General features: G+C 74.3%; 24 protein-coding genes. 19 read left to right on the top strand and 5 right to left on the bottom strand.

From position 1 onward, the window contains the following. Nucleotides 1-372 precede the first annotated feature (372 nt). The gene (locus ABD160_RS00825; protein ID WP_344017558.1) at nucleotides 373-1,542 is read left to right on the top strand and encodes a serine hydrolase domain-containing protein; all 1,170 of its coding nucleotides are present in this window, start codon (nucleotides 373-375) and stop codon (nucleotides 1,540-1,542) included. Between the two features lie 233 nt (nucleotides 1,543-1,775). After that, nucleotides 1,776-3,203, top strand: coding sequence for an AI-2E family transporter (locus ABD160_RS00830; protein ID WP_344017559.1), 1,428 nt, complete (start codon nucleotides 1,776-1,778; stop codon nucleotides 3,201-3,203). Between the two features lie 73 nt (nucleotides 3,204-3,276). Here the strand turns inward: ABD160_RS00830 and ABD160_RS00835 are convergent, their stop codons facing one another. Then, the gene (locus ABD160_RS00835) at nucleotides 3,277-5,784 is read right to left on the bottom strand and encodes an HAD-IC family P-type ATPase (RefSeq protein WP_344017560.1); all 2,508 of its coding nucleotides are present in this window, start codon (nucleotides 5,782-5,784) and stop codon (nucleotides 3,277-3,279) included. 293 nt (nucleotides 5,785-6,077) lie between these two features. Between ABD160_RS00835 and msrA the strand changes: the two genes are divergently transcribed. Beyond that, nucleotides 6,078-6,590, top strand: a complete 513-nt coding sequence (gene msrA, locus ABD160_RS00840; RefSeq protein WP_344017562.1) for a peptide-methionine (S)-S-oxide reductase MsrA — start codon at nucleotides 6,078-6,080, stop codon at nucleotides 6,588-6,590. Between the two features lie 124 nt (nucleotides 6,591-6,714). Here msrA and ABD160_RS00845 read toward each other — a convergent pair whose 3' ends face one another. Further along, nucleotides 6,715-6,894, bottom strand: coding sequence for a hypothetical protein (locus tag ABD160_RS00845; protein WP_344017563.1), 180 nt, complete (start codon nucleotides 6,892-6,894; stop codon nucleotides 6,715-6,717). Nucleotides 6,895-7,075: 181 nt separating this feature from the next. On the opposite strand from ABD160_RS00845, the gene ABD160_RS00850 reads away from it, so the two are divergent. The 9 genes from ABD160_RS00850 (at nucleotide 7,076) to ABD160_RS00890 (ending at nucleotide 15,814) form a co-directional block, all read left to right on the top strand. Continuing rightward, complete coding sequence (locus tag ABD160_RS00850) at nucleotides 7,076-8,005, top strand: universal stress protein (protein WP_344017564.1); 930 nt, start codon at nucleotides 7,076-7,078, stop codon at nucleotides 8,003-8,005. 145 nt (nucleotides 8,006-8,150) lie between these two features. Next, nucleotides 8,151-8,744 (top strand): Rv1733c family protein, encoded by a 594-nt coding sequence (locus ABD160_RS00855; protein ID WP_344017565.1) that lies wholly within the window; start codon nucleotides 8,151-8,153, stop codon nucleotides 8,742-8,744. Nucleotides 8,745-8,848: 104 nt separating this feature from the next. After that, nucleotides 8,849-9,820: a LysR family transcriptional regulator gene (locus tag ABD160_RS00860; protein WP_344017566.1), complete on the top strand. Its 972-nt coding sequence runs from the start codon at nucleotides 8,849-8,851 to the stop codon at nucleotides 9,818-9,820. Between the two features lie 83 nt (nucleotides 9,821-9,903). After that, nucleotides 9,904-11,211 (top strand): FAD-dependent oxidoreductase, encoded by a 1,308-nt coding sequence (locus ABD160_RS00865; RefSeq protein WP_344017567.1) that lies wholly within the window; start codon nucleotides 9,904-9,906, stop codon nucleotides 11,209-11,211. A gap of 82 nt (nucleotides 11,212-11,293) precedes the next feature. Then, on the top strand, nucleotides 11,294-12,574 hold the full coding sequence (locus ABD160_RS00870) for an aconitase X (RefSeq protein WP_344017568.1): 1,281 nt from the start codon (nucleotides 11,294-11,296) through the stop codon (nucleotides 12,572-12,574). Further along, nucleotides 12,571-13,002 (top strand): aconitase X swivel domain-containing protein, encoded by a 432-nt coding sequence (locus ABD160_RS00875; protein WP_344017570.1) that lies wholly within the window; start codon nucleotides 12,571-12,573, stop codon nucleotides 13,000-13,002. Before ABD160_RS00870 ends, ABD160_RS00875 begins: the two co-directional genes overlap by 4 nt. A 29-nt stretch (nucleotides 13,003-13,031) precedes the next feature. Next, the gene (locus tag ABD160_RS00880) at nucleotides 13,032-14,072 is read left to right on the top strand and encodes an ABC transporter substrate-binding protein (protein ID WP_344017571.1); all 1,041 of its coding nucleotides are present in this window, start codon (nucleotides 13,032-13,034) and stop codon (nucleotides 14,070-14,072) included. A 38-nt stretch (nucleotides 14,073-14,110) separates the two neighbouring features. Continuing rightward, nucleotides 14,111-14,938 (top strand): ABC transporter ATP-binding protein, encoded by an 828-nt coding sequence (locus ABD160_RS00885; protein WP_344017572.1) that lies wholly within the window; start codon nucleotides 14,111-14,113, stop codon nucleotides 14,936-14,938. Between the two features lie 6 nt (nucleotides 14,939-14,944). Next, nucleotides 14,945-15,814, top strand: a complete 870-nt coding sequence (locus ABD160_RS00890) for an ABC transporter permease (protein ID WP_344017573.1) — start codon at nucleotides 14,945-14,947, stop codon at nucleotides 15,812-15,814. A gap of 30 nt (nucleotides 15,815-15,844) precedes the next feature. On the opposite strand, the gene ABD160_RS00895 is transcribed toward ABD160_RS00890, so the two are convergent. Then, the gene (locus tag ABD160_RS00895; RefSeq protein WP_344017574.1) at nucleotides 15,845-16,582 is read right to left on the bottom strand and encodes a sulfite exporter TauE/SafE family protein; all 738 of its coding nucleotides are present in this window, start codon (nucleotides 16,580-16,582) and stop codon (nucleotides 15,845-15,847) included. 147 nt (nucleotides 16,583-16,729) lie between these two features. Between ABD160_RS00895 and ABD160_RS00900 the strand changes: the two genes are divergently transcribed. Then, complete coding sequence (locus ABD160_RS00900) at nucleotides 16,730-17,320, top strand: DUF4232 domain-containing protein (protein WP_344017576.1); 591 nt, start codon at nucleotides 16,730-16,732, stop codon at nucleotides 17,318-17,320. Between the two features lie 86 nt (nucleotides 17,321-17,406). On the opposite strand, the gene ABD160_RS00905 is transcribed toward ABD160_RS00900, so the two are convergent. Further along, complete coding sequence (locus ABD160_RS00905; RefSeq protein WP_344017577.1) at nucleotides 17,407-18,009, bottom strand: NADPH-dependent FMN reductase; 603 nt, start codon at nucleotides 18,007-18,009, stop codon at nucleotides 17,407-17,409. A 96-nt stretch (nucleotides 18,010-18,105) separates the two neighbouring features. Further along, nucleotides 18,106-19,611: a PucR family transcriptional regulator gene (locus tag ABD160_RS00910; protein WP_344017578.1), complete on the bottom strand. Its 1,506-nt coding sequence runs from the start codon at nucleotides 19,609-19,611 to the stop codon at nucleotides 18,106-18,108. A gap of 105 nt (nucleotides 19,612-19,716) precedes the next feature. Between ABD160_RS00910 and ABD160_RS00915 the strand changes: the two genes are divergently transcribed. From ABD160_RS00915 to ABD160_RS00940, 6 genes are read left to right on the top strand one after another with little or no spacing between them, the layout of a single operon-like run. After that, on the top strand, nucleotides 19,717-22,086 hold the full coding sequence (locus ABD160_RS00915) for a xanthine dehydrogenase family protein molybdopterin-binding subunit (RefSeq protein WP_344017579.1): 2,370 nt from the start codon (nucleotides 19,717-19,719) through the stop codon (nucleotides 22,084-22,086). A 22-nt stretch (nucleotides 22,087-22,108) separates the two neighbouring features. Continuing rightward, the gene (locus ABD160_RS00920) at nucleotides 22,109-22,831 is read left to right on the top strand and encodes a LamB/YcsF family protein (protein WP_344017580.1); all 723 of its coding nucleotides are present in this window, start codon (nucleotides 22,109-22,111) and stop codon (nucleotides 22,829-22,831) included. Nucleotides 22,832-22,842: 11 nt separating this feature from the next. Further along, nucleotides 22,843-23,088: an acetyl-CoA carboxylase gene (locus tag ABD160_RS00925; RefSeq protein ID WP_344017581.1), complete on the top strand. Its 246-nt coding sequence runs from the start codon at nucleotides 22,843-22,845 to the stop codon at nucleotides 23,086-23,088. A gap of 10 nt (nucleotides 23,089-23,098) precedes the next feature. Continuing rightward, a complete protein-coding gene (locus ABD160_RS00930; protein WP_344017582.1) occupies nucleotides 23,099-24,451 on the top strand; it encodes an acetyl-CoA carboxylase biotin carboxylase subunit in 1,353 nt (450 codons plus the stop codon). Next, complete coding sequence (locus ABD160_RS00935; protein WP_344017583.1) at nucleotides 24,451-25,323, top strand: 5-oxoprolinase subunit B family protein; 873 nt, start codon at nucleotides 24,451-24,453, stop codon at nucleotides 25,321-25,323. The genes ABD160_RS00930 and ABD160_RS00935 overlap by 1 nt, the downstream gene beginning before the upstream one ends. Further along, entirely contained in the window at nucleotides 25,320-26,300 is a 981-nt protein-coding gene (locus tag ABD160_RS00940) for a 5-oxoprolinase subunit C family protein (RefSeq protein ID WP_344017584.1), read from the top strand. Before ABD160_RS00935 ends, ABD160_RS00940 begins: the two co-directional genes overlap by 4 nt. Nucleotides 26,301-26,606 lie beyond the last annotated feature (306 nt).

Raw genomic sequence — 26,606 nt, forward strand, 5'->3', positions numbered from 1 at the left:
GTGTCGTAGGCGTGCCGGGTCCGGAGCCGGCGCGGCCGGCCGCGCAGCACCTCACGGAAGGTCGCGGCGGAGCCGACGACGACGGTCGCGAGCATCAGGATCTGGATCCACACAGGACTACCTCCGTACGGTTCTCCCTGCGGCGGTGCGTCCTGCAACCCGCCGATGACCAGGATCCGCCCGGCCCGCGGGAGCGGACAGAGGCAGGAAGGACAGCGGTCCACCAATTCCTGCCACGGCGTTCGGCGGCGACCGGCCCACCCGTTGGAGGGGGTCGGGCCGCGACCGGATCCGACAGGATGGCGCCGGGAAGGCCCGTGGCTCACGTCACATCGAGGGCTCGACGTCACTGCGAGGGTCGTGGAGGACCGGATGGCGAACAAGATCGACGGAAGCGCGATCGACCAGCTGCTGCAGACCGCCGTGCAGGACGGCGCGGTGCCGCACGTGGCCGCGATCGCGGCCGACCGGGACGGGATCATCTACGAGGGCGGCGCCGGCCCGCGGACGGTCGGCGAACCCGGCGACGTCGACACCGGAACCCAGTTCCGGATCATGTCGATGACCAAGATCATCGCCACCACGGTGGCGCTGCAGCAGGTGGAGCGGGGCGCGCTGGAGCTCGACGCCCCGGTCGACACCTACCTGCCCGAGTTCGCCGACCTGCAGGTGCTGGAGAGCGTCGACGGCGACACCCCGAAGCTGCGGCCGGCCGGGGCCCGGGCGACGGTGAAGAACCTCATCACCCACACCAGCGGCCTGGGCTACTGGTTCTTCAACGAGAAGCTCGCGCGCTTCGAGCAGGTCACCGGGACGCCCAACGTGCTCGGCGGCGCCGGGGCGTTCGGCGCCCCGCTGCTCGCCGACCCGGGCACCACCTTCGAGTACGGCATCAACACCGACTGGCTCGGCCGGGTCGTCGAGAAGGTCACCGGCAAGGGCCTGGACGTGCTGGTCAAGGAGGGCGTCACCGGCCCGCTCGGGATGAACGACACGATGTTCCTGCTCGACGACGGCCGCAAGGCCAACGCCGTGACCGTGCACGTCCCGGCCGAGGGCGGCGGCTGGGCGTCGGCGGGGGAGCTGCTCCCGCAGGAACCGGAGTGGTGGGCGGGCGGCCACGGCCTCTACTCCACCCCGCGCGACTACATCCGGTTCGAGCGCGCCCTGCTGCGCGGCGGCGAGCTGGACGGCGAGCGGATCCTGTCCCAGGAGACGGTGGACGCCGCGTTCACCAACCAGATCGGCGACCTCGACTTCCCGGCCGAGATCCCGACCGCCGACCCGCCGATCACCGCGACCTTCGCGCCCGGCCCCGGGTTCAAGTGGGGCTACGGGCTGCTGCTCAACACCGCCGACGTCCCGGGTGCCCGCCGGGCCGGCACCGGGGCCTGGGCGGGGCTGTTCAACACCCACTTCTGGGTCGACCGCAGCACCGGCGTCTGCGCCTCGATCTACACCAACTCGCTGCCCTTCATCGAGGAGGGCGCGCTCACCCTCTACGGGAACTTCGAGGGCGCCCTCTACGCGGCCCTGCGGTAGCGCCGCACGTCCCGGCCGCCCCCGGATCCCGGTCCGGGGGCGGCCGTGGTGTGTCCGGACCGTCCCGGCGCGCTTCCGGCGGACGCGTCCCGGCGCCGTTAAGGTTGCGCCGCACAGCGCCCGGCAGGACCGGGCCCGGTACGAACGGGGTGGGGAAGATGGAGTCGCGGTCGCAACCGGCCGTCCGGGGGACGGGGCAGCTCTCCCCGCGCAGGGACCCGGCGGGAGGATCGGTGCTGAGCCCGGCCCCGGTGACCGCCTTCGCCAGCCGCGGGACGCTGATCGGCAACGGCCTGACCTGGATGGCGGCCTGGAGCCTGCGGCTCGCGCTGATCGCGGTCGGGTTCGTGCTCATCGGCTACGTGATCGGCAGCTTCTGGGTGGTCGCCTGGCCGGTGCTGCTGGCCATCCTGCTCACCACGGTGCTGCGCCCGCCGGCCGCCTGGCTGATCCGGCACAAGGTGCCGCCGGCGCTGGCGTCGATCATCGTGCTGCTGGTCGGGATCGGCGCGATCACCGGGCTGTTCGTCGCGATCGCGCCGTCGGTCGTCGGACAGTCCCAGCAGATCGTCGACGGCGTGATCGCCGGCCTGGCGCAGATCCAGGAGTGGATCTCCGGGCCGCCGCTCAACCTCGGCGAGGGCCAGATCGGCGATCTCGTCGCCCAGGTCACCACGCAGCTGCAGCAGAGCGCCAGCGCGATCGCCGGCGGCGTGCTCACCGGCGTCTCGACGATCGCGTCCGGTCTGCTGGCGATCGTGCTCGCGCTGGTCCTGACGTTCTTCTTCGTCAAGGACGGCCCGCGCTTCCTGCCCTGGCTCACCTCGATCACCGGCCGCACCGCGGGCGGGCACCTGACCGAGGTGCTGTCCCGGATGTGGGCGGTGCTCGGCGGGTTCATCCGGGTGCAGGCGCTGGTCAGCCTGATCGACGCCGTGTTCATCGGCATCGGGCTGGTGCTGCTGAGCGTGCCGCTGGCGCTGCCGCTGGCGATCCTGACCTTCCTCGGCGGGTTCATCCCGATCGTCGGTGCGTTCGTCGCCGGCGCGCTCGCCGTGCTGATCGCCCTGGTCACCCAGGGCTTCACCACCGCGGTGCTGGTGCTGATCCTGATCATCGTGGTGCAGCAGGTCGAGGGCAACGTGCTGCAGCCCTTCCTGCAGGGGCAGAGCCTCAAGCTGCACGGCGCGGTCGTGCTGCTCGCGGTGACCGCGGGCGGCTCGCTCGGCGGCATCGCCGGGGCGTTCCTCGCCGTGCCGGTCGCCGCCGTCGCCGCCGTGATGCTGCGCTACCTGGGGGAGCAGATCGACCGGCACGACCAGCGCTTCGCCGAGCACACCGCCGAGCACGCCGCTGGGTCCACCGACGGTGCTGCTGCGGTCGGGGCCGCCGAACGCCCCGCGCTCGGCGCTGCTGCCGAGTCCGCCGACGGGGCTGCCGGTGAGTCCGCTGGCAGTGCTGCTGGCGGCGCTGCTGACGGGTCCACCGAGAACGGCGCTGCTGACGGGCCTGCTGACGGGCCTGCTGACGGGTCCGCCGAGGACGGGTCTGCCGAGGGGCCCGCCGGGGACGCGGCGGGCCGGAACGGCTCGGCCGGGGAACCGGACGACGGGGACACCGCCGGAGCGGCCGGGAAGGCGCGCCCGGGCACCGACGGCTGATCCGGCTAGGACCCGGTCGCCGCGCGCACGGCTCCCGGCCGCGGTCGCCCGGACCGCGCCGGGCCGGCCCCGGTCAGCGCCGCCCGGGGAGCCGGTCGATCCCCAGCACCCGGTCCATCAGCCGGAACCGGTAGGTCACCCACAGCACCACGAACCAGGACGCCAGCGCCGGGAGCACCACCAGGAACACCGGCCACGCGGCCCCGGTCAACCCGAAGTACGACGACAGCGCCGGGGTGAACAGCACCCCGGCGAACACGACGGTCAGCGCGAGCACCAGCCAGGCCGGTCGCCGGTCGGTGACCGGGCGGGTCCAGGCCGCCAGGAACCGGTGCGGCGGCCGCAGGAACAGGATGAGCCCGAACGAGGCGAGGCCGATGAACGTCGACAGCCCGGTCTGGGCGCCGATGGTGGCGGCCGCCTCGGCGAAGCCGGTGTCCTCGCCGTAGGTGAGCCCGGTGTAGCTCTGGAACTCCGCCAGCACCTGGGCCGGCGTCCGGCCGCTGCTGAAGCCCTTGAGGATCTGCTGGTAGAGCGCGGTGTAGACGACGGTGCCGATCCCGGCGGTGACGACGGCGGCCGGGATGACGAACCGGCCCAGGCTGCCGAGCAGGTTCGGGTCCGGCTCGTCGGGTTTCGCCCACATGGTCAGGAAGAACGTCGGCACCCCCACCGTCAGCAGGGTCAGCCCGACCTGGGTCGGCGAGTAGGGGAAGCCGAGCCCGAGCATGGTGACGGCGAGGATGACCAGGCCCTGGGTGGCGACCCGGGACAGGAACACGTACATTGACAGCGCGATGCCGTCGATGATCCGCCTGCCCTCGGCGCGGGCCGGCAGCAGTGCCGAGAACGAGTCGTCGACCAGCACGATGTCGGCGACGTCGCGGGTGACCGGCGATCCGCTGCGCATCGCGACGCCCACGTGGGCGCCCTTCAGCGCGCGGGCGTCGTTCACGCCGTCGCCGAGCATCGCCACGTAGCTGCCGCGGCGGCGCAGCGCGGCGACGATCCGCTCCTTCTGCTCGGGGGCGACGCGGCCGAACACCGACGTGCGGGCGACCAGACGCTCCAGTCCGGCGTCGTCGAGCTCGTCGAGCTCCGGCCCGGCGACCGGCTCGCCCGGTTCGAGACCGGCCTGCACGGCCAGCGCGGCCACCGTGCGCGGATCGTCCCCGGACAGCACCGCGACCCGCACCCCGTTCTCCCGGAACCGGGCGATGCTGTCGACGACCTCGGGACGCAGCTCGTCGGCCAGCGCGACCAGCGCGACCGGCTCCAGCCGGGGCAGCGACGGGCGCCCGTCGGCGGCCCGCAACCCGGCACCCGGGTCGGCGGCGCGGGCGAACAGCAGCACGCGCAGGCCGCGCCCGGTGCGGGCGGTCACCGCGTCCGCGGGCAGCGCGGTCTCCAGCTGCGGGGCCAGCGCGCCGGGCGCGCCGAGCACCCAGGCGCCGTCCTCGGTGACCTGCCCCGACCAGCGCAGCGACGAGGTGAACGCGATCTCGTCGCGCAGCTCCCACGGGCTCCCCGGGAGCGCCCCGGCCAGCGCGGCCGAGGTGAGGTTCGGATCGGAGACCGCCGCCGCGAACCGGGCCAGCGGCTGCTCCGGATCGGCCGGGCCGAGCGGTGCGAGCTCCTCGAGGCGCAGCGCCCCGGTGGTGAGCGTGCCGGTCTTGTCGGTGCACACGACGTCGACGTGGGTCACCGACTCGACGGCGTTCACCTGCTGCACCAGCGCCCCCTGCCCGGCGATCCGGGCGGCACCGCGGGTGTAGGCGACCGCGATCAGGAAGAACAGGCCGTAGGGCACCAGCCCGGACAGCACCGCGGTGATCTGGACGACCCGCAGCAGCGAGAAGCCCTCCAGGAACGCCTGCGCCAGGATCGCGCCGCTCATCAGCACGACCAGCGCCATCGTCAGGCGGACCACGAAGTCGATCCGGCGCTGCAGCGGGGTGGCGTCGGTGGTGGCGCGGCGGGCGTCCAGGGTGAGCCGGCCCGCGTAGGAGTCGGCGCCGACGCCGTCGGCCCGCTGCCGCGCCTCCCCGGCGATGCAGTGGCTGCCGGAGCGCAGCACGTCACCGACCGCCTTCGGGACCGGCTCGGACTCACCGGTCAGCAGCGACTCGTCGGCCTCCGCGTGCCCGGCCAGCACCGGCCCGTCGACGACGATCTGGTCACCCGCCCGGACCACCAGGATGTCGCCCGCGACGACGTCGGTGGCCGGGATCCGGATCTCGTCACCGTCCCGGACGACGGCGACGTCGGCCTCGTCGAGCAGCTGCAGGTTGTCGAGCTGGCGCTTCGCCCTCGCCTCCTGGACCGCGCCCACCACCGCGTTGATCAGGCCGAGGCCGACGCTGATCAGCGCGTCGTTGTACCGGCCCAGTACCAGCAGGATCGCGCCGATCGAGAACAGGATCGAGTTGTAGAACGAGAAGACGTTCGTCCGCAGGATCGAGGTGTAGCTGCGCGAGCCGCCGGTCACCGGGGAGTTGACCCGCCCGGCTCGGCGCTGCTCGGCGACCTGTGCGGCGCTGAGACCGCGCTCCTGCGACGTGCCTACCGTGCCGGTTGCCATCGACGTCCCCCGGGTGCTGTGCGACCGGCCGATCATGGCACCCGGCGCTGTGCGTGAGCTGGGAGGTGTCCTGTCGGGCCGGCCCGCCCCGCGCCGGGTCGGGGGCGGTGGCTCGACGGAGGCGGGCCGGCCCGGGCGACCCGGCCCGGAGGAGGATCGCGGGTCGCCGCACCCAGCGTCCGTCGGCCGGTGCGCCGCACCCAGGGGCGAAGGTCCCCCGCGGTCGTGCGCGACGGAACATCCGGTGCGGACGTACTGTTGTACGGGGCGAACCCGAGACAGGAGGCCGTGAGATGACCGAGACCGCGATCCTGGCAGGCGGCTGCTTCTGGGGAGTGCAGGAGCTGCTCCGCAAGCGGCCGGGCGTCGTCTCCACCCGGGTCGGCTACTCCGGCGACCCGAACACGCCGAACGCGACGTACCGCCGGCACGGCGACCACGCCGAGGCCGTCGAGATCGTCTTCGACCCGGAGCAGATCAGCTACCGGGAGATCCTGGAGTTCTTCTTCCAGATCCACGACCCGTCGACGAAGGACCGGCAGGGCAACGACATCGGCCGCAGCTACCGCTCGGCGATCTTCTACACCGACGACGAGCAGCGCCGGGTCGCCCTGGACACGATCGCCGACGTCGACGCCTCCGGGCTGTGGCCCGGGCGGGCGAGCACCGACGTCGAGCCGGCCGGCGACTTCTGGGAGGCCGAGCCGGAGCACCAGGACTACCTGCAGAAGTACCCGTACGGCTACACCTGCCACTTCCCGCGGCCGAACTGGGTGCTGCCGCGGCGGGCGGCGAGCACGAGCTGACGCTCCCACCACACGGCCGGGCCCCGGGGGACATCCCCCGGGGCCCGTTCCGTTGCCGGTCCCGTTGCGGTGCGCCGGATCAGCGGCCCTCGACTCAGTGGCCCTCGACTCAGTGGCCCTCGACTCAGCGGCCCTCGACGTGGCCGAGCACGACGTTCCCGGGATCGCGGACGACGCCGTCCCCGCCGACCGAGCCGATCCGGACGCCGCCGAAGTCGCGGACCTCGCCGCGCTCGTCGGCGATGCCGATCCGCACGCCGGAGTAGTCGACGACGACGGTGCCGGAGCTGGTGGATGCGGTCATGGTGTCCTCCCGGTGGCTGGTGGTGCGCTCAGCCTGCGCGCACCGGTGCCGCCCGGCCAGGGCGGAACGGCCCGGGCCGTCCGGCGCGGGCCGGAGGTCCCGCGCCGCACGGGCCGTCGGGCCGCTGTGCCGCGCCGCCGGACCGGCCACGGTGGCCGGGAACCACACGGACGGGAGCGCCATGAACGGCGACGACGACGACGACGGCGGGCGGCGTCCGCGCGCGCGGGCCGGGAACGAGATCGCCGTCGGCTGGGACGGCTCGCCCGGCGCCCACGCGGCACTCGCACTGGTGCACCGGGTGCTGCCCGGCCGTCCCGTCGTGACCGTCACGGTCGGCGACGCACCCGGCCCGGACGATCCCGCCGTCGTGCGCCGGGTGATCGTCCCGGCCCCGCCCGCCGTGCCCGGGCGGATCGGGCGGGCGGTGGCGGTCGCGCTGGTCGAGGGCGCGGACGGCTGCGACCTGCTGGTGCTCGGGGCCCGCTCGACCGGGCGGGCCGACCTGCTCGGGAGCACGGCGTCGGCGGTCGTCGAGCACGCCGGGATCCCGGTGCTGGTCGCGCCCGTCCCGCCCGGCACCGGCGGCGGTTTCGTGCCCGCCGAGACCCGCACGGCCGTCACCGACCTGCCGCACCCGCGGACCGCCCCCGGCGCCGCGCCCGGCGGCACCGGCCCGGTGGTGGTCGGCGTCGACGGGTCGGCCTCCGGCCGGGCCGCGCTGCGCTGGGCGGTGGCCGAGGCGGCCCGGACCGGGCGGACGGTCCGGGCGGTCCGGGTCTGGGACCCGGCGCCGCTGCCGGTGGACGCGCCGCTCGCCGGGCTGCGGTCCGCGGAACGGGCCGCGCTGGCCGCCGACGTGGCCGGCGGTCCGGTCGTCGCCGAGCTCCGGGAGGGGCCGGTGGCCGCCGAGCTGTGCCGGGCTGCCGACGCCGCCGCGATGCTCGTCGTCGGCAGCCACGGCCGCGGACGGCTCGGCCGGATGCTGCTCGGCTCGGTCAGCGCCGCCTGCCTGCAGCACGCCCGCTGCCCGGTCGTCGTGCTGACCCCCGCCGCGGCCGGTGCGGATCCGGCCGCCGACCGGCCGGCGGCCGCGGCACCGGCGGGCTGACCCGATCCGCTGTGCACCGTTTCACCAGTGATCCTCGTCCCGACCGGCTGTCGTGGCAGCGCATCGCGGGTACTTCTCGGTGCACCGGCCACCACCGTGGGTCGTGACGGACCGGCGGACCAGGAGATCCCGGCGAGGAGAAGCGATGCGTACAGCGGACGACCACGGGCGGTCCGGGGCGCGCCCGGCGCCCGGCCCGGCCGACCGGCTGCGGCGCAGCGCCGCCCGCTGGGAGGACCTGCTCTCGGTCGGTCTGGGCCTGCTGGTCGCGATCGGCCTGGTGCTGGCCTGGCTGGTCGGGACGGCGGCGTACGGGGCCGTCGCCGAGCGCGGCGCCGCGGAGCACTCGGAGCGGGCGGCGACCGAGGCTGTGATCACCGAGCGGGCCGCGCCGATCGGCGACCTGCAGGCCGGGATGCAGGCCGTGACCGTCCGGTGGACCGCGCCGGACGGGACCGAGCGGACCGACCGGACGTCCACCCCCGGCCTGCACGAGGTCGGCGACCGGATCACCGTCTGGGTCGGCCCCGGCGGGACGCTGACCACGCCACCGGCCACCGCGGAGGACGCCGTCACGGTCGGTTTCGGCGCCGGTTTCATGACCGTCCTGCTGTGGGGGGTGCTCGTGCTGGGCGCCGGGTTCCTCGCCTTCCGCTGGACCGCGGGCCGATTCGCCCGCGCCTGGGAGCTGGACTGGGCCGGCGTCGAACCGCAGTGGACCGGTCGCCGCGCCGGCTGACCGCCGGCGGCGGCCCCGGTGCGCCGCGCCGGCCGGGGGTTCCCGGCCCGCGAAATGTCAGGCTGATTGACGCTCCGAGCGGCCGCGGATAGCGTCCGCGGTTCGTGGACCCGAGCCCCCGGATCAGCGCCCCGACCGCCCGGCTCGCCAATCTCGACCTGAACCTGCTCGTCTCGCTCCGTGAGCTGCTGCGCGAGCGCAACGTCACCCGCGCCGCCGCCCGGATCGGGATCTCGCAGCCCGCCGCCAGCGCCGCGCTGTCCCGGCTGCGCAGGCACTTCGACGACGAGCTGCTCGCCCGCCGCCCCGGCGGCTACGTGCTCACCCCGCTCGCGTCCCAGCTGGTCGACCAGGTCGAGGGCGTCTGCTCGGCGGCGGAGCGGCTGTTCGACACCGGGCACCGGTTCGACCCGGCGACGGCCCGGCGCGGCTTCACCCTGCTCGTCGCCGACTACACGGTCGCCGTGCTCGGCCCGGCCCTGTCCTCGGCGCTGGCCGCCCGGGCGCCCGGGGTGGAGCTGCGCCTGCGCCTGGTGCGCGAGTCGTTCTCCGCCGACATCGGGGAGACCATCCGGCTGATCGACGGCATGATCGCCCCGCACGCGGTCCGGTTCGAGCGGCCCGAGCTGCACTCCACCGGGCTGTTCTCGGACCGCTGGGTGTGCGTCGTCGACCGCGGCCACCCCAGCGCCGCGGCCGGCGAGCTCACCCTCGACGAGCTCGCCGCGATGCCGTGGGTGGTGCCGTTCGCGCCGGACCGGGGCATGTCCGCCGCCGCGCCGATGACCCGGCAGCTGAACCGGCTCGGGCTCGAACCGGACATCCGGGTCCGGGTCGAGAGCTACCTGTCGGTGCCCTACCTGGTGGCCGGCACCGACCGGGTGGCACTGCTGCAGGAGCGGCTCGCCCGCCAGGTCGCCGACCGGCTCGGGCTGGCCGTGCTGGACTGCCCCGGCGAGCCGGGACCGATCGCCGAGCGGCTCTGGTGGCACACCGATCTCGACGCCGACCCGGCCCACCGCTGGCTCCGCGACGTCGTCGTCGAGATCGCGGCAGACGTCGGGACGCCCCGCTGAGCAGGAACTATTCGTCCGGTCGATGATCCGCAGGCGGAAGCTCTATTTCCGGAGCCCCGCGTGCCGTGCCTAGCGTGTGAGCCATGCCTCATCCGCTGACCGACCTGCCGGTGCGCACCGTCGTCCGGGACGCCCCGGTCCGCGCCGGCGATCCGGCGGAGCACGCCGTGACCACCGACGTCTGCGTGGTCGGCTCCGGCATCGCCGGACTGTCGGCAGCCGTCGAGTCGGCCCGGCTGGGCCGGCGGGTGGTGCTGGTCGACGCCGCGCCGGTGCTCGGCGGGCAGATGGTCAACTCGCTGATCGGGCTGTTCTGCGGGGCGTTCGGGAACGCGCCGGAGCACCGCAGGCTGACCCACGGGATCCTGGACGGGATCTTCACCGACCTGGAGGCCGCCGGCGACCTGTTCTACCGGGTCGGGCACACGGTGACGGTCGGCTACGACGAGGTCCGGCTCGGCCGCTGGGTGGAGGACACCGTCCGCGAGCACGGCATCCGGGTGCTCACCAACGCCACCCTCACCGGGGTCGAGCGGGACGGCGACCGGCTGCAGGCCGCCCGGTTCGCCACCCGGTACGGCTCGGTCGAGGTCCGCGCGTCCGGCTTCGTCGACGCCAGCGGGGACGCCGCGCTGTGCTGGTCGGCCGGGCTGGCCTGCCGGCTGCCGGAACGCGAGATCTACGGCAGCCAGCAGCTCGTCGTCGAACACCTGGACACCGACGCCGCACCCGAGCCCGCCGAGCTCGCCGGGCGGGTCGCGGCGAAGGCCGCCGAGTACGGGCTGCGGCGCCGCGACGGCCTGGCGTTCTACTTCCCCGGGCGGGGGACCGCGGTGCTCAACATGACCCACATCGAGGCGCCGCTGGACCCGGTCGCGGCGGCCGACGCGCAGCTGGAGGGCAAGGCGCAGGCCGACCGGGTCGTCGGGTTCCTGCGGGCCGAGTTCCCGGAGGTGTTCGGCAAGGCCACGGTGCGCTCCTACGGCCTGCCCGGGCGGCGGCAGACCCGCTGGCTGGCCGCGGCCCACCAGCTGACCGTGGACGAGGTGCGGGCGGGCACCCGCTTCCCGGACTCGGTCGCCCGCACCGCCTGGCCGATCGAGCTGCACGACACCCCGGACGGCTACGTCTGGGAGACCTTCGGCCCCGACCACCTGCACTACGTGCCGCTGCGCTCGATGACCCCGCCGGACGCGTCGAACGTGCTCGCCGCGGGCCGCTGCGTCGACGGCGACGCGGCGGCGCTGTCCAGCGTGCGGGTGATGGGGCCGTGCGCGGCGATGGGGCACGCCGCCGCGCACGCACTCGACCTGGCGGGCCCGGACGGCAGCGTGCACGACGTGGACGCCGCCGAGCTCACCGGCCGCATCCGGGAGAACGTCGACGACTGATCCGGCCCCACCGTCCCACCACGAGGAGACCGGCAACGATGCCCAGTCCCAGCACGAGCGAACCCACCGCGGCAGGTGCGGCGTGATCCTCACCGACGACGAGCGCAGGATGCGTGACGGCGCGGACGGCCCGGCCGTCGCCGCGGCGATGGACCTGCTGATCCGGTACGCGGCCGCGCTGGCCGCCGAGCGGCTGTGCACGGTGCGCAACGTCGCCGGGACGACCACCCAGCCGTCGCCGCTGAAGGCCCGGCTGGTCGCCGAGGGTGGCTGGGACCGGGCGTTCTCGGTGATCAACCTGGACGCCGACGAGACACTGCCGATCCCGCCGATGGCGGTCCCGACCTGCCAGCTGCAGCAGGGGTTCGGGCCGGACTCGGCGGGCGTCGTGCCGTACCCGGCGGAGTTCGTCGCGCTGCAGAGCGACGCCGAGGTGTTCTACGGCGGGCGCGGCGTCTCGGTGCTCGCCACCTGCACCCCGTACCAGGTGGGGAACCTGCCGGTGCGCGGCGAGCACTGCGCGTGGATGGAGTCGTCCGCGGTGGTCTACGCGAACGCGGTGCTGGGCGCGCGCACCAACTGCGAGGGCACCGCGTCGACCGGCGCGGCGAGCCTCACCGGCCGGGTGCCCTGCTGGGGCAACCACCACGACGAGCACCGGCGCGGCACCCACCTGGTCCGGGTGGACACCCCGGTCGCGACGTTCCTGGACTGGGGCCTGCTCGGGTACTTCACCGGCGACGCGGTGCAGGAGGCCCGGCCGGTCGTCACCGGGGACCACGCGCTGCCCGACCTGACCGATCTCAAGCACTTCGGGGCGGCCGCGGCGTCGTCCGGCGGGGTGGAGATGTACCACGTACCGGGCGTCACCCCGGAGGCGCCGACCACCGGGGCCGCGTTCGGCGGTGCGGGCGTCCCGGAGCCGATCGTCTACGGCGCAGCGGAACGCCGGGCGACCTACGAGCGGCTCAACGACCAGGGCGGCAGCGAGGACGTCGACTTCGTGCTGCTCGGCTGCCCGCACGCCTCGCTGGACCAGATCCGCGACGCCGCCCGCGCGCTCGACGGCCGCCGGCTGCACCCGGGCACCGAGCTGTGGATCATGGCGCCGCGTGCGCTGGCCGCCGTCGCCGAGCGGTCCGGCTACACCGCGGTGATCGAACGCGCCGGCGGGCGGGTGCTCACCGACTCCTGCCCGGCGATGTCGCGGGCCGCGCCGGAGGGCACCCGGGTGTTCGCGACCGACTCCGCCAAGCAGGCCCACTACCTGCCCGCGATCCTCGGGATCGAGGCCTGGTTCGGCAGCACCGCCGAGTGCGTGGACGCCGCCGTCACCGGCCGCTGGCGGGGTGAGCTGCGGTGAGCGCGGCGCGGACGGTGCTGCGCGGGCGGACCGTGGTGCCCGGCGTCGTCGAGGGCGAGGCGCTGGTGTCGGCCGACACGATCTCCGGCTGGGGCGGCATCGATCCGGCGACCGGCACGATCATCGAGGCCCGGCATCCGCTGGCCGGGGTGTGCTTCACCGGCCGGATCCTGGTGTTCCCCGGGGCGAAGGGCTCCTCGGGCTGGTCCGGCTTCTTCCAGACGACCCGGCTGCTCGGCACCGGGCCGCTCGGGATGATCTTCACCGTCACCACCACGAAGGCCGCGCTCGGCGCCGTCGTCACCCGGGTCCCGGCACTCGCCGACCCGGACGGTGACCCGGTCCGGCTGCTGCGCACCGGCGACCTGATCCGGCTGGACGCGACCGCCGGGACCGTCGAGCTGCTGAACCGGACGGTCCCCGGATGACGCTCCCCACCACCCACGGAGGTACCCCGATGGCACGCACCACCACCGGCCGGCTGGCCGCCGCGCTGCTCGCCGCGGGGCTGGTGCTCGCCGGCTGCGGCGGGTCCGGCGGCGACGGGGGCGCCGACGGCCCTGATGAGATCACCTTCCTGAACATCCTGCCGATGGAGTCGCTCGGCTACGCGGCCGAGATGGTCGCCGACACGAACGGCCACTTCGCCGAGCACGGGCTGGAGGTGAACTTCGAGGCCACCCAGGGCTCCGCGCCCGCCATCCAGACGCTGCTGGCCGGATCCGCCGAGATCTCCCGGATCGGCGACATCGAGACGATGGTCGCGGCGGGGGAGCGGGGTGCGCCGCTGGTCGCGATCGGCTCGGTGGTGCACCGCGGCCCGATCCGGATGATCTCCGCGGAGCGCGCGCCGGTCACCGCGGCTTCCGACTTCGCCGGGAAGCTGGTCGGCACGCCGTCCGAGGGCGGCACCAGCTCCATCACCCTGGACCTGGTCGCGGGCTCGGCCGGGATCCCGGCCGAGGACGTCCGCCGGCAGGTCGTCGGGCTCAGCCCGGGCGTCTTCGAGCTGGTGCAGGCCGGCCGGGTGGACGCCTTCATCGTCTCCCTCGACACCGCGATGGTGCTCGACGCCACCCGGCCCGAGGCCGTCGTCTACGACCCGAACGACGCGATCTCCGCCGGCTCCCAGGTGTACGCGACGTCCGCCGCGATGCTGGACGACCCGGCCGAGAAGGACAAGCTGCGCCGCTACCTGGCCGCGATCGCCGACGCCACCCGCTTCATCACCGAGGACGAGGCGAACGGGTTCGCCGAGACCATGCGGCTGATCGGCTCCGCGTACCAGGTGCCCGCGCTGGCCGACCCGCAGGTGGCGACGGCCGCGCTGTCCGCCTACGTCGAGTCCTACAACGCCGGCGACGGGCCCACGGGGATCTCCCCGCAGCGCTGGCAGGCGACCTACGACGAGATCGCCGGGATCGGTCAGCTCCCGGCCGGCCTGGACCCGGCCGACTGGCTGGACGGCTCCGTCGCCGCGGCGGAGGCCACACCGTGACCACCACCGGGAGCGCTCGCCCCGAGGAGGAGAGGGACATGACGCAGGAGACGGCACCGCGTGCGGCGGGGGACCTCGCGTCCCGGGCGGTCGGGATCCGGGTGTCCGGAGTGGACAAGATCTACCCGACCCGCCGCGGCGAGGTGCACGCGCTGTCCGGGATCGACCTCGACGTCGGCCGCGGCGAGTTCGTGTCGCTGGTCGGCCGGTCGGGCTGCGGGAAGACGACGCTGCTGCGCATCCTGTCCGGCCTGCTGGCGCCCTCGGCCGGCACCGTCGAGGCGGGCGGCCGCCCGGCGTGGGTGGCCGGTCGCCGCGACGACGCCGTGTTCGCCGAGTTCGGCCTGGTCTTCCAGGAGGCGAACCTGTTCCCGTGGTTCACCGTCGCCGAGAACGTGGGCCTCCCGCTGAAGCTGCGCGGGGCCGGACGTGCGGCCCGGCGGGCCCGCGCGCTGGAGCTGTGCGCGACGGTCGGGCTGTCCGGGTTCGAGGACTCCTACCCACGCGAGCTCTCCGGCGGGATGCGGCAGCGGGCGGCGATCGCGCGGGCGCTGGCCTGCGACCCGTCGGTGCTGCTGATGGACGAGCCGTTCGGCGCGCTGGACGCGCTGACCAGGGACCGGATGAACCTGGAGCTGCAGCAGATCCACGCGGTGTCCGGGGCGACCGTGGTGTTCGTGACGCACTCGATCCCGGAGGCGGTGTTCCTCGCCGACCGGGTGGTGCTGCTGACGCCCCGCCCCGGACGGATCCGGTCGATCGTGCCGGTGGGACTGCCCCGGCCGCGGTCGGCCGGTGTGGAGTCGCAGCCGGAGTTCGGGGAGATCGTCGCGGAGCTGCGGCGCGAGCTGGACCGGGAGGACTGAGGCGCGATGACGACGGTCGAGCGGGGTGGGCAGGTGCAGGCGGGGCCGCCGGGGGCGGCCGGCCCGGGCGCCGACGGTGGCGCGGGACCGGACGGGGAGTCGGTGTGGATGCGCCGGCTGCCGTGGGTCTCCGGGCCGCTGATGCTGGTGCTGCTGCTCGGCGGCTGGCAGTTCGCGGTGTCCGTGGTCGGCGTCTCGGAGTTCATCCTGCCCGCCCCGGCCGCGGTGGCCTCGGCACTGGTGCAGCTGTTCTCCGGCCCGGAGATCTGGGGGCACGTGGGGATCACGCTGTTCGAGGTCCTCGCCGGGTTCGGGATCGCGCTGGTCGCCGGTGTGACGGTCGGGGCGGTGCTCGGCCGCGTGGTCTGGCTGCAGCGCGCCGTCCAGCCTGCGCTGGTGGCGTTGCAGGTCGTGCCCAAGGTCGCGTTCGTGCCGATCTTCGTCATCTGGTTCGGGTTCGGCCCGACCTCGAAGATCATCATGGCCGCGCTGCTGGCGTTCTTCCCGATCATGCTCAACGTGATGCTGGGCGTCCGCTCCGTGGAGCGGGGGCACCGCGACGTGATGCGCGGTCTGGGTGCGGGCCGCTGGGCGACGTTCCGGAACCTGGAGCTGCCCTCCACGTTGCCCTACGTCTTCGCCGGCGCCGAGGTGGCGATCGTGTTCTCGGTGATCGGCGCGATCGTCGGGGAGTACCTCGGCGGTAGTGCGGGCCTGGGCTTCCTGGTCGTCTCCAGCCTGAACGCCCTGGATGCACCGCGGCTGTTCGCGGTGATCGTGTTGCTCGCGGTGCTGGGCTCGTTGCTCTACCTCGCGGTGACGACGGCCAAGCGGCTGGTCATCCCGTGGCACGAGTCGGTCTCCACCGGCGTGTGACCGCGCACCCCGCGCCGGCGCCGGCGCGGGCTACAGCCAGGCATCGACGAAGAGCCGGACGGCCAGCCCGAGACCGGCGGCGGCGATCGCGATCCGCAGTGCCCGGGTGGGCAGCCGGCGCGCCAGCGGCGGACCGAGCCGGGCGCCCAGCAGCAGGCCCGCCGCGAGGGCCGGCACGGCCGCCCAGGCGACGTCGCCGAACACCGCGAACCCGACGGCGGCGACCGCGTTCGCAGCCCAGCTCAGGACGTTCTTCAGGCCGTTCGCCCGCAGCAGCGTGGTGCCCGGCAGCGTGGCGAGCAGCGCCAGCATCAACACCCCGGCGGCCGCGCCGAAGTAGCCGGCGTAGACCGCGACCGCGAACACCCCGGCGGCGACGCCCGGGCCGGGTTCGCGGGGCTCGGCCGGGCGCGGTGGCCGCAGCAGCAGTGCTGCCGCACCGCCGACCAGGAACGGCACGATCCGCTCGAAGCCGCCCTCCGGGGTGAGCAGCAGCAGCCCGGCCCCGGTCGCGCCGCCGAGCAGCGCCGGAACGACCCAGCGCCGGATCTGGGGCCCGGCCCCGCGCAGCTCCGGGCGCGACCCGGCGACCGAGCCCACGCCCTGGAACAGCATGCAGACCGTGTTCGTGACGTTCGCGGTCGTCGCCGGGAGCCCGACGGCGAGCAGCGCGGGATAGGAGAACAGCGAGGCCAGCCCGGCGACCGCGCCGGTCAGGCCCGCGCCGATCCCGGCGACGAACAGCAGGAGCACCTGGGCGGCGGTCACCGGCCGGGGCGGGGGAGCGGTACGACGTCGACGATGTGTCGATCATATCGAGATGCATCGCAACGGCGCCGGTACCCCGACCGGGTGACGAGCCGGTCGCGGCAGAGGTCACAATGAACCTGTCGGTTCGACGGGACGGAGAGCGGGATGGCGGGTCTGCGCAGGTCGGGGGCCGCGATCGCACTGCTGGCGCTGGCCGCGGGTTGTTCCGCTCCCGCCCCCGCGCCGAGCGCCGTCCCGAACATCGCCGCGGCTCCGCAGCCGGCGATCGCCCCGGGGGAGATCGCCGCACCGGCCGCGCCGGATCCGGCCGCGCCGGCCGGCCCGTGCACCGGCGACACGCTCGACGTCTCCGCCACCCCGGTCCGCCCGGACGGCGACGCGGGCGTGCAGGAGCTGGTCTTCCGCAACACCGGTCCCGCGGCCTGCGTGCTCGACGGCTATCCGGGCGTCTCCTTCGTGGCCGGCAACGAGGGGACCCCGGTCGGTGCGCGCGCCGCGATCGACGGGCCCCGTGCCCAGGTCCGCCTCGAACCCGGGCGGGCCGCCACCGCGACGCTGCGCGTCACCGCCACCGAGAGCTACCCGGCGGGCGACTGCGACCCCCGGGAGGTCCGCGGGATCCGGGTCGCGCCGCCCGGGGGGACCGGTGGCCGCTTCGTGCCGCGGCCCGGCCCGGTGTGTGCGGCCGAGCCGGATCCGCCGCAGGCCACCGTCGCGTCGGTGGTCGCGCGCTGAGTCGCCGGAGTCTCGCCCCGCGGCCGTCGCGCTGAACCCGGGCGGACCCGGCCCGGCCGGACGCACCGGCGCCGGTCAGGGCCCGCTCAGGCGACGGACCCCTGCCGGGAGCGGGCGGCCCGCAGGGCCCGCCCCCACCACACGAGCTGATCGGTGAGCACCCGCGCGGCCTCCGCGGCGGAACCGTCGTCGGTGAGGCCGCCGCCGTCGTCGAACAGGGTCCAGAAGTCGTGCAGGCTGACCGAGTCCCGTACCGGGGCGCCGTGCAGCTCGACGAACACCGTCCGCAGGTGCTCGACCGCCCGGACGCCGCCGGAGCGTCCCCCGTAGCTGACGAACCCGACCGGCTTGGCGGCCCATTCGGCGTGGAAGGCGTCGATCGCGATCTTCAGCCCGGCCGGATAGGAGTGGTTGTACTCCGGGGTGACCACGGCGAACGCGTCCGCGCCGGCCAGCCGGGCACCCAGGCCGGGATCGGGGTCGCGATCCATCCGCGGTGCGAGATCGGACCCGAGCAGGTCCACGACGTCGACGACGACGTCGTCCCGCCCGCCGGCGGTGTCGGCGAACCAGCGGGCGACGGTGGGCCCGGCCCGGCCGGTGCGCACGCTGCCGATGATGACGGCGACCCGGACGGGATCGTCGGTGCCGGTCCCGGTGCCTGCCGTGCTGTTCGAGGTCAGGGTCATGACTGCTCCCGCAGGGATTCGGCGGGTGGGCTCTCCACCCGGCGCCGACGACGCTAGGAGCTGTAGCTCACTACAGGTCGAGGGTCGGGGCGGGGCTCAGGCCGGCGCGTGCAGGGCGAACCAGAGCTCGGCCCGCACCCCGGGGGAGTCGAGGTCGCGGCCCAGCAGTGCGCCGGCCTTCTCGATCCGGGAGCGCAGCGTGTGCCGGTGCACGCCCAGCCGGGCCGCGGCCGGATCCCACTGCCCGTGGTGGGCGAGCCACTCGCGCAGCGAGGCGACCAGGTCGCCGCGGCGCTCGGTGTCGTGCCGCACCAGCGGGGCGAGCACCGACTCGGCGAACGCGGCCGCGTCCTCCGGGATCACCAGCGCGGACAGGCCGCTGCCGGCCAGGTCGGAGAACCGGATCACCGCGCGGTCCCGGCGTTCGGCGGCGTCCAGCGCCCGCCCCGCCTCCCGCAGCGCCCGGCCGAGGTGGGTGACCGGCGCCGGATCGGAGATCCCGGCCCGCACCCCGCGGACCCGGGCGGCGAGGCTCAGCACGGGCTCCACCGCGTCCGCACCGACGATCGTGGCGACCTGCCCGTCCAGCTCGGCGTGGAACCCGACCGACGCCCGTTCGAGCGCGTCGACCAGCACGTCCAGCCGGCCCGCGGCGGGCCGCCCGCCGAGCGCGATCGCGACCAGGTCGCCGTCGGGCAGCGCGCCCCAGGTGTCGGCGAGGACCCGGTCGGCGCCGCAGTCGGGCAGCGTGGCGAGGCTGCGCAGCACCGCGGTGCGCAGCCGCTGCTCGGCCCGCCCGGCCGCGGCGGTGCGCGCGTGCGCCAGGGTCAGCACCGACACCGCCGAGCCGATCACCTGCCGGTCGACCGGGCTGAACTGCCGGTTCCGTCCGACCACGAGCACCGCCGGGCCGATCAGCCGGACCGGCTGCAGCACGACCTGCCCGTCACCGGCGGACACGGTCACGCTGGACGGGCCGGAGTGCTCGCGGACCCGGGCGATCTCGCCGGCCAGTGCGACCGCCCGCCGGGACGCCTGGCGCGGCGCGGCGTGCCGGACCCGGTCGTCGGCGTCGGAGACCAGCACCCACGCCTCCAGGCGTTCCGCGAGCCGGTCCAGCACCCGGCCGGTGCTCTCGGCACGGTCGTCCCCGAGCGCGGCCGCGGTGAGCGCCCGCTGGGCCTCGTCGGTGCGCACCACCTCGGCGTACCGTTCGGCCGCGCGGGCCTCGGTGACCGCCCTGGTCAGCGCCAGGAACGGGGTGCGCTCGGGCACCTCGATCAGCGGCAGCCCCTCGTGCTCGCAGGCCGCGGCGACCGCCGGGAGGTGCTCGTCGTGCCCCAGCCCGGTGCCGAACCCGAGCGCCGCGAGCCCGTGCGCGGCGACCCGCCGGACGTAGGCGGCCGGATCGGCGGCCGGCCCCAGGCCGGTGGTGAGCAGCAGCTCGCCGCCGTCGAGGTACGGGGTGGGATCGGACAGCTCCGACGAGTGCACCCAGGAGATACGACGATCCAGATCCGCGGCGGGACACGCGGGCCGCAGACCGAGGCTGCGGTCGGTACACAGATCCCGCAGCGTGACCGGCACGGGTCCCCCTGACATGTTGGAGTGTCGCGAACGCTGAACTAGACGATCAGGACACTACCGCGACCCGGTGTCGTGGATCACGCTGTCCGGCACGGATCGTCGTCGAAGGGAAGTTCGAGCGTGACCACCACCGCGCCGCGTTACGTCGGGACGAGCCTGCCCCGCAAGGAGGACCCGGCACTGCTGACCGGCCGGGCGACCTGGACCGACGACATCAGCCCGCCGGGGACGCTGCACCTGGCCGTCGTCCGCAGCCCGTTCCCGCACGCGAAGATCGTGTCGATCGACACCGCCGCCGCGCGCGAGCAGGAGGGCGTCCGGGCCGTCTACACCGCCGAGGACGTCGACCACGAGTTCCTCGCCGGCATCCCCTGCGGCTGGCCGGTCACCGAGGACATCAAGATCCCCGACCACCGCCCGCTGGCCCGCGAGGAGGTCAACCACGTCGGCGACGGCGTCGCCGTGGTCCTCGCCACCAGCGCGCGCGCCGCCCGGGACGCCGCCGACCTGGTCGAGGTCGAGTACGACGAGCTGCCCGCCGTCGTCGACATGGCCGACGCGCTGGCCGACGACGCCCCGCTGGTGCACACCGAGCTGGGCACCAACCACTGCTACACCTGGCCGCTCGCCACCGGCGACGTCGACGCCGCGTTCGCCGAGGCCGACGTCGTGGTCTCCGGGCGGTACCTGCAGCAGCGGGTGATCGCCTCGCCGATGGAGCCGCGCGCCGTGGTCTGCGTGCCGGACCAGGTCGGCGGCGGGTTCACCGTCTACACCGCCACCCAGGTCCCGCACTTCGTCCGCGACATCCTGGCCGCGGTCACCGGGATCGCCGACACCAAGATCCGGGTGATCGCCCCGGACGTCGGCGGCGGCTTCGGCGCCAAGCTCAACGTCTACGCCGAGGAGTTCCTCGCGCTCGTCCTCGCCCGCAAGCTCGGCGCGCCGGTCAAGTGGACCGAGACCCGCTCCGAGCACCACCAGGCCACCACGCACGGCCGCGGGCAGATCCAGGACATCTCGGTCGCCGCCACCTCCGACGGCAAGATCCTCGGGATGAAGATCGAGCTGCTCGCCGACATGGGCGCCTACCTGCAGCTCCTCACCCCGGGCATCGCCGTGTTCGGCGCCTTCACCTTCTGCGGGCTCTACGACTTCGGCAGCTACTCCTTCACCTGCCGCGGCGTGTTCACCAACCTCACCCCGACCGACGCCTACCGCGGCGCCGGCCGCTCCGAGGCCGCCTACGGCCACGAGCGGATCATGGACGACCTGGCCCGCGAGCTGGGCATGGACGCCGCCGAGGTGCGGCTGCGCAACCTGCACCCCAAGTTCGACGAGCCGCGCACCGTCCCGTCCGGCGTCCAGTACGACTCCGGCGACTACGAGACCTGCATGCGCAAGGCGATGGAGCTCGTCGACTACGAGAAGCTGCGCGAGGAGCAGCGGACCCGGCGCGAGTCCGGCGACGCCGTGCAGATCGGCATCGGCTTCGGCAACTTCACCGAGTCCGGCGGCCTGTCGCCGTCCAAGGTGGCGGCCGGGGTGCGGCTGCAGTCCGGCGGCTGGGAGCAGGCCACCGTCCGGATGACGACCAGCGGCAAGGTCGAGGTCGTCACCGGCACCTCGCCGCACGGGCAGGGCCACGAGACCGCCTGGTCGCAGATCGTCGCCGACCAGCTCGGCGTGCACCCCGACGACGTCGAGGTGCTGCACGGCGACACCCTGATCGCGCCGTTCGGGCGCGACACCTACGGCTCGCGCAGCCTCGCCGTCGGCGGCACCGCCGTGCACCTGGCCGCCGGGAAGGTGCTGGACAAGGCGATGCTGATCGCCGCGCACCTGCTGGAGGCCGACGAGAAGGACCTCGAGTTCGAGGCCGGCCGGTTCCAGGTCGCCGGCACCGCCGGCCCGTCGGTGACCATCCAGGAGGTCGCCGGGGCCGCCTCGCTGGCCGCGAACCTGCCCGACGGCATGGAGCCCAACCTGACCGCCGACTCGGCGTTCGACCCGCCGAACTTCACCTGGCCGTTCGGCACGCACGTCTGCGTGACCGAGGTCGACACCGAGACCGGCTTCACCCGGATCCGCCGCTACGTCGCCGTCGACGACTGCGGCGTCGTGGTGAACCCGACGATCGTCGAGGGCCAGCTGCACGGCGGCATCGCCCAGGGCATCGGCCAGGCGCTCTACGAGCACGCCACGTTCGACGACGCCGGCAACCCGACCGCGGGCAACCTGGCGTCCTACACCGTGCCCGCGGCGACCGACCTGCCGCACTTCGAGCTGGAGCAGACCGTCACGCCGTCGCCGACGAACCCGATGGGGGTCAAGGGGATCGGCGAGTCCGGCGCGATCGGCTCGTCCCCGGCGGTGGTGAACGCGGTGATCGACGCCGTCGCGCACCTCGGGGTCACCCACGTCGACATGCCCGCGACGCCGCAGGCCGTCTGGCGGGCGATCAAGCAGGCGAGCGAGCAGACTGCCTGAACCCGTAAGGAGGAGGCCGGACATGGTGGCCATCAACTGCGACATGGGCGAGTCGTTCTCGATCTACCACTGCGGCGACGACGAGGGGCTGATGCCCTACGTGACCGTCGCCAACGTGGCGTGCGGGTTCCACGCGTCCGATCCCCGGGTGATGACCCGGACCGTGAAACTCGCCAAGCGGCACGGGGTCAGGGTCGGCGCGCACCCGTCACTGCCCGACCGCGAGGGCTTCGGCCGGCGTGAGATGAAGATGGACCGGGAGGAGCTGACCGCCGCCGTCGTGTACCAGATCGGCGCGCTGTCGGGCTTCCTGCGCGCCGAGGGCATGGACCTCAACCACGTGAAGGTGCACGGGTCGCTCTACGGGATGTCCTCCCGTGACCCGGAGGTGGCGCAGGCGATCGCGGACGCCGCGGACGTCTTCGGCGCACCCCTGATGGGGATGGTCGGCACCGTGCACGAGCAGGTGTGGGGCGACCGCGCCGCCGGGTTCATCGCCGAGTACTACGCCGATCTCGACTACCGCGACGACGGCTCGCTGATCATCACCCGGGAGCACCAGGCGTTCGACCCGGTGCGGTCCGCGGAGCGCGCGCTGCGCGCGGTCACCGAGGGGAAGGCGACCTCGGAGAACGGCAAGGAGCTCACCGTGCGCGCCGACTCGGTGTGCGTGCACTCCGACACCCCGAACGCGGTGGAGCTGGCCGAGGCCGTCCACGCCGCGCTGAAATCCCACCTGAACTGAGGAGTTCGTACGTGCCCCGTCATGAGGTCGTCTCCCCGATCCCCGGCGTCTTCTACCGCCGTCCCGACCCGGACAGCCCGCCGTTCGCCGAGGACGGCAGCACCGTCACCGACGACCAGGCCGTCGGCCTGGTCGAGGTCATGAAGTCGTTCCACCAGATCCCGGCCGGCGTGTCCGGCACGCTCGTCGAGTTCCTGGTCGGCGACGAGGACGAGGTGGACGCCGGCCAGCCGGTGGCGGTCGTCGAGATCGGCTGAGGGGTCCCGGATGAGAAAGCTGCTCGTCGCCAACCGCGGCGAGATCGCCGTCCGCATCATCAGAGCCGCCCGCGACCTGGGGATATCCACGGTCGCGGTGGCCTCCAAGGCGGACGGCGACGCGCTGCACACCCGGCTGGCCGACACCTCGGTCGAGATCGGCCCGTCGCCGGCGTCGAGGTCCTACCTGGTCACCGACGCCATCCTGGCCGCGGCGAAGGAGACCGGGGCGGACGCCGTGCACCCCGGCTACGGCTTCCTGTCCGAGCGGGCGTCGTTCGCGACGGCCGTCGCCGACGCCGGGCTGACCTTCGTCGGCCCGGCCGGCTCGGTGATCGAGCGGATGGGCGACAAGGTCGCCGCCCGCGAGGTCGCCCGGGCCGCCGGGGTCCCGACGGTGCCCGGCACCCCCGGCGGCGTCGCCGACGCCGACGCGGCGGTCGAGGCGGCCCGCGAGACCGGCTACCCGGTGATGCTCAAGGCCGCCGCCGGCGGCGGCGGGCGCGGCATCCGGGTGGTGCAGGACGAGGCCGGCCTGCGCAGCGCGTTCGGGCAGGCGTCCACCGAGGCCCAGAAGGCGTTCGGCGACGGCACCATGTACCTGGAGCGGTTCGTCGAGCGCGCCCGGCACGTCGAGGTCCAGGTGCTCGGCGACGGCTCCGACGCGGTGCACCTGTTCGAGCGGGAGTGCTCGCTGCAGCGGCGCCGGCAGAAGGTCGTCGAGGAGGCGGTGTCCCCGGGCATCTCCGCGGCCACCCGGGACGCCATGACGACCGCCGCGGTCGACCTGTGCCGGGAGGTCGGCTACACCTCGGCGGGCACCGTCGAGTTCCTGGTCGACGACACGACGGGGGAGTTCTTCTTCATCGAGATGAACACCCGGATCCAGGTCGAGCACCCGACGACCGAGCTGGTCACCGGGATCGACCTGGTCGCCGAGCAGCTGCGGATCGCCGCCGGCGAGCCGCTGCGGTTCAGCCAGGACCGGATCGAGCGGCGCGGGCACGCCATCGAGTACCGGGTCAACGCCGAGGACCCCACCAAGGACTTCATGCCCCAGCCCGGCCCGGTCGGCCGGATCACCCTGCCCGCCGGGCCGTGGGTGCGCTGCGACACCTGGCTCGAACCCGACGCGGCCGTCCCGCCCTACTACGACTCGCTGCTGGCCAAGGTCGTCGTGTGGGGCATCGACCGCGACGAGGCGCTGGCCCGGTCCCGCCGCGCGCTGGACGAGTTCACCGTCGCCGGCATCCCGACCACCGTCGGGCTGCTCCGCGAGCTCGTCGACGAGCCGTGGGTCGGCGCGGCCGACTTCCACACCGGGACCCTCGAACAGTGGCTGGCCGAACGGAAGGAGACCTGATGAGCGCCCGCTACAGCTGGGGCGGCGACGAGTTCGTGTTCGTCGAGCTGGCCGAGGAGATGAGCCTGCAGGCCAACTTCAAGGCCGTCGCGATCACCAACCTGCTGCAGGAGGAACGGCCGGACGGGATCCTGGAGATCTGCCCGGCGAACGCGTCCTACCAGGTGCGCTACGACCCCGACGTGCTGGAGCCGCACGGGTTCCTGACCCACCTCAAGGAGCTCGAGGCGCGGGTCGGCGACGCGCTGGGCGTCACCCTGAACTGCCGGGTCGTCGAGATCCCGGTGCTCTACCAGGACCCGTGGACCACCGAGACGCTGCTGCGCTTCCGGGACCGCCACCAGGACCCGGACGCCACCGACATCGAGTACGCGGCCCGCATCAACGGCTACGCCGGTGTCGACGAGTTCATCGCCGCGCACTCCGGCTCCCCGTGGTTCACCTCGATGGTCGGGTTCGTCGCCGGGCTGCCGTTCAAGTACCAGATGGTGCCCCGCGAGCGGCAGATCGTCGTCCCCAAGTACCTGCGGCCGCGCACCGACACCCCGAAGCAGACCGTCGGCTACGGCGGCTGCTTCTCCTGCATCTACTCGGTGCGCGGGGCGGGCGGCTACCAGATGTTCGGCATCACCCCGGCCCCGATCTACGACCCGCGCCAGACCAAGCCGGACTTCACCGAGCACAAGGTGTTCATGCGGCCCGGTGACATGGTCAAGTTCCGGCCGATCGACCGGGACGAGTACGACGACGCCGAGGCGAAGGCCGAGGCGGGGGAGTACCGCATCACCACCCGGCCGGTCGAGTTCGACCTGCAGCCGTTCCTGGACGACCCGGACGGCTACAACAAGCGCCTGCTGGAGGTCCTGACGTGAGCGCGACGACGTCGATCGAGGTCCGCAAGCCCGGCCTGTCCACCACGGTGCAGGACGGCGGCCGGTCGGGCTACTACCACCTGGGCATCCCGCCGTCGGGCGCGCTGGACCAGTACTCGCTCGCCGCGGCGAACGCCCTGGTCGGCAACTCACCCGACGACGCCGTGCTCGAGATCGTCTACATGGGCCCGGAGCTGCGCTTCACCGGCCCGGCCGTGGTCGCCGTGACCGGTGCGGCGATCGCGCCGCGGGTGAACGGGGAGACCCGGCCGCAGTGGGAGTCGTTCGCCGTCGCCGAGGGCGACGTGCTCGACTTCGACTACCTCAAGTCCGGTGCGCGGGCCTACCTGGCCGTGTCCGGCGGCCTGGACACCCGGGTCGACCTGGGCAGCCGCTCCACCTACGTGATCGGCTCGCTGGGCGGGGTGGACGGCCGCCCGATCGCCGAGGGCGACGTGCTGCCGATCGGCTCCGGCGGGTCCGGGCGGGCCGGCCTGGTGGTGCCCGAGGACCTGCGGACGTCGACGTCCAAGGACGTCGAGGTGCGCGTCGTGATGGGCCTCTACGACCACCGGCTCACCGACGCCGGCCGGGCCACCTTCCTGGACACCACCTGGACGCTGACCCCGGTCGCGGACCGGATGGGCTTCCGCTACGCCGGTGGGCAGCTGGAGACGGTCGACCGGGAGCCGCCGTTCGGGGCCGGGCAGGACCCGTCGAACATCGTGGACTCGCCGTACCCGATCGGCTCCATCCAGGTGCCGGGCGGCGTGGAGCCGATCATCCTGCACCGCGACGCGGTGTCCGGCGGCGGCTACATGATGGTGGCGACGGTGATCTCCGGGGATCTCGACGTGGTCGCCCAGTCGGCGCCGCGGACCCGCACCCGGTTCGTCGAGGTCGACCTGGAGACCGCGCTGGGGCTGCGCGCCGAGCGGAAGGACCGCCTCGCCCGGCTGTACGCGGCGCTGACCTGACGGTCCCGGTTCCGCCGGACCGAGGTATGTGACTCACCCGTCCGGGGTGGCCGAACGCGATCATCTGGTCCAGACTCGACGCTCGGTCGTACCGGAACATCGCGGGGAGGCGGTCGGCGCACCATGGGCAGGCACCGGAGCACGGCGGGCACGAGCCTGGCCCGGAGGATCCTCGCGGTCGCGATCCCCGCGATCGGCGCGGTCGCGCTCGCCGCGGCCGTGGTGCTCGGGTCCGGGCCGGACCGGCCCGCCGACCGTGCCCCGGAGCCGGACACGTCCGCGCCCGAGCCCGGCACGACCGCAGGC

The organism is Pseudonocardia kongjuensis (assembly GCF_039526905.1).
Lineage (GTDB): Bacteria > Actinomycetota > Actinomycetes > Mycobacteriales > Pseudonocardiaceae > Pseudonocardia > Pseudonocardia kongjuensis.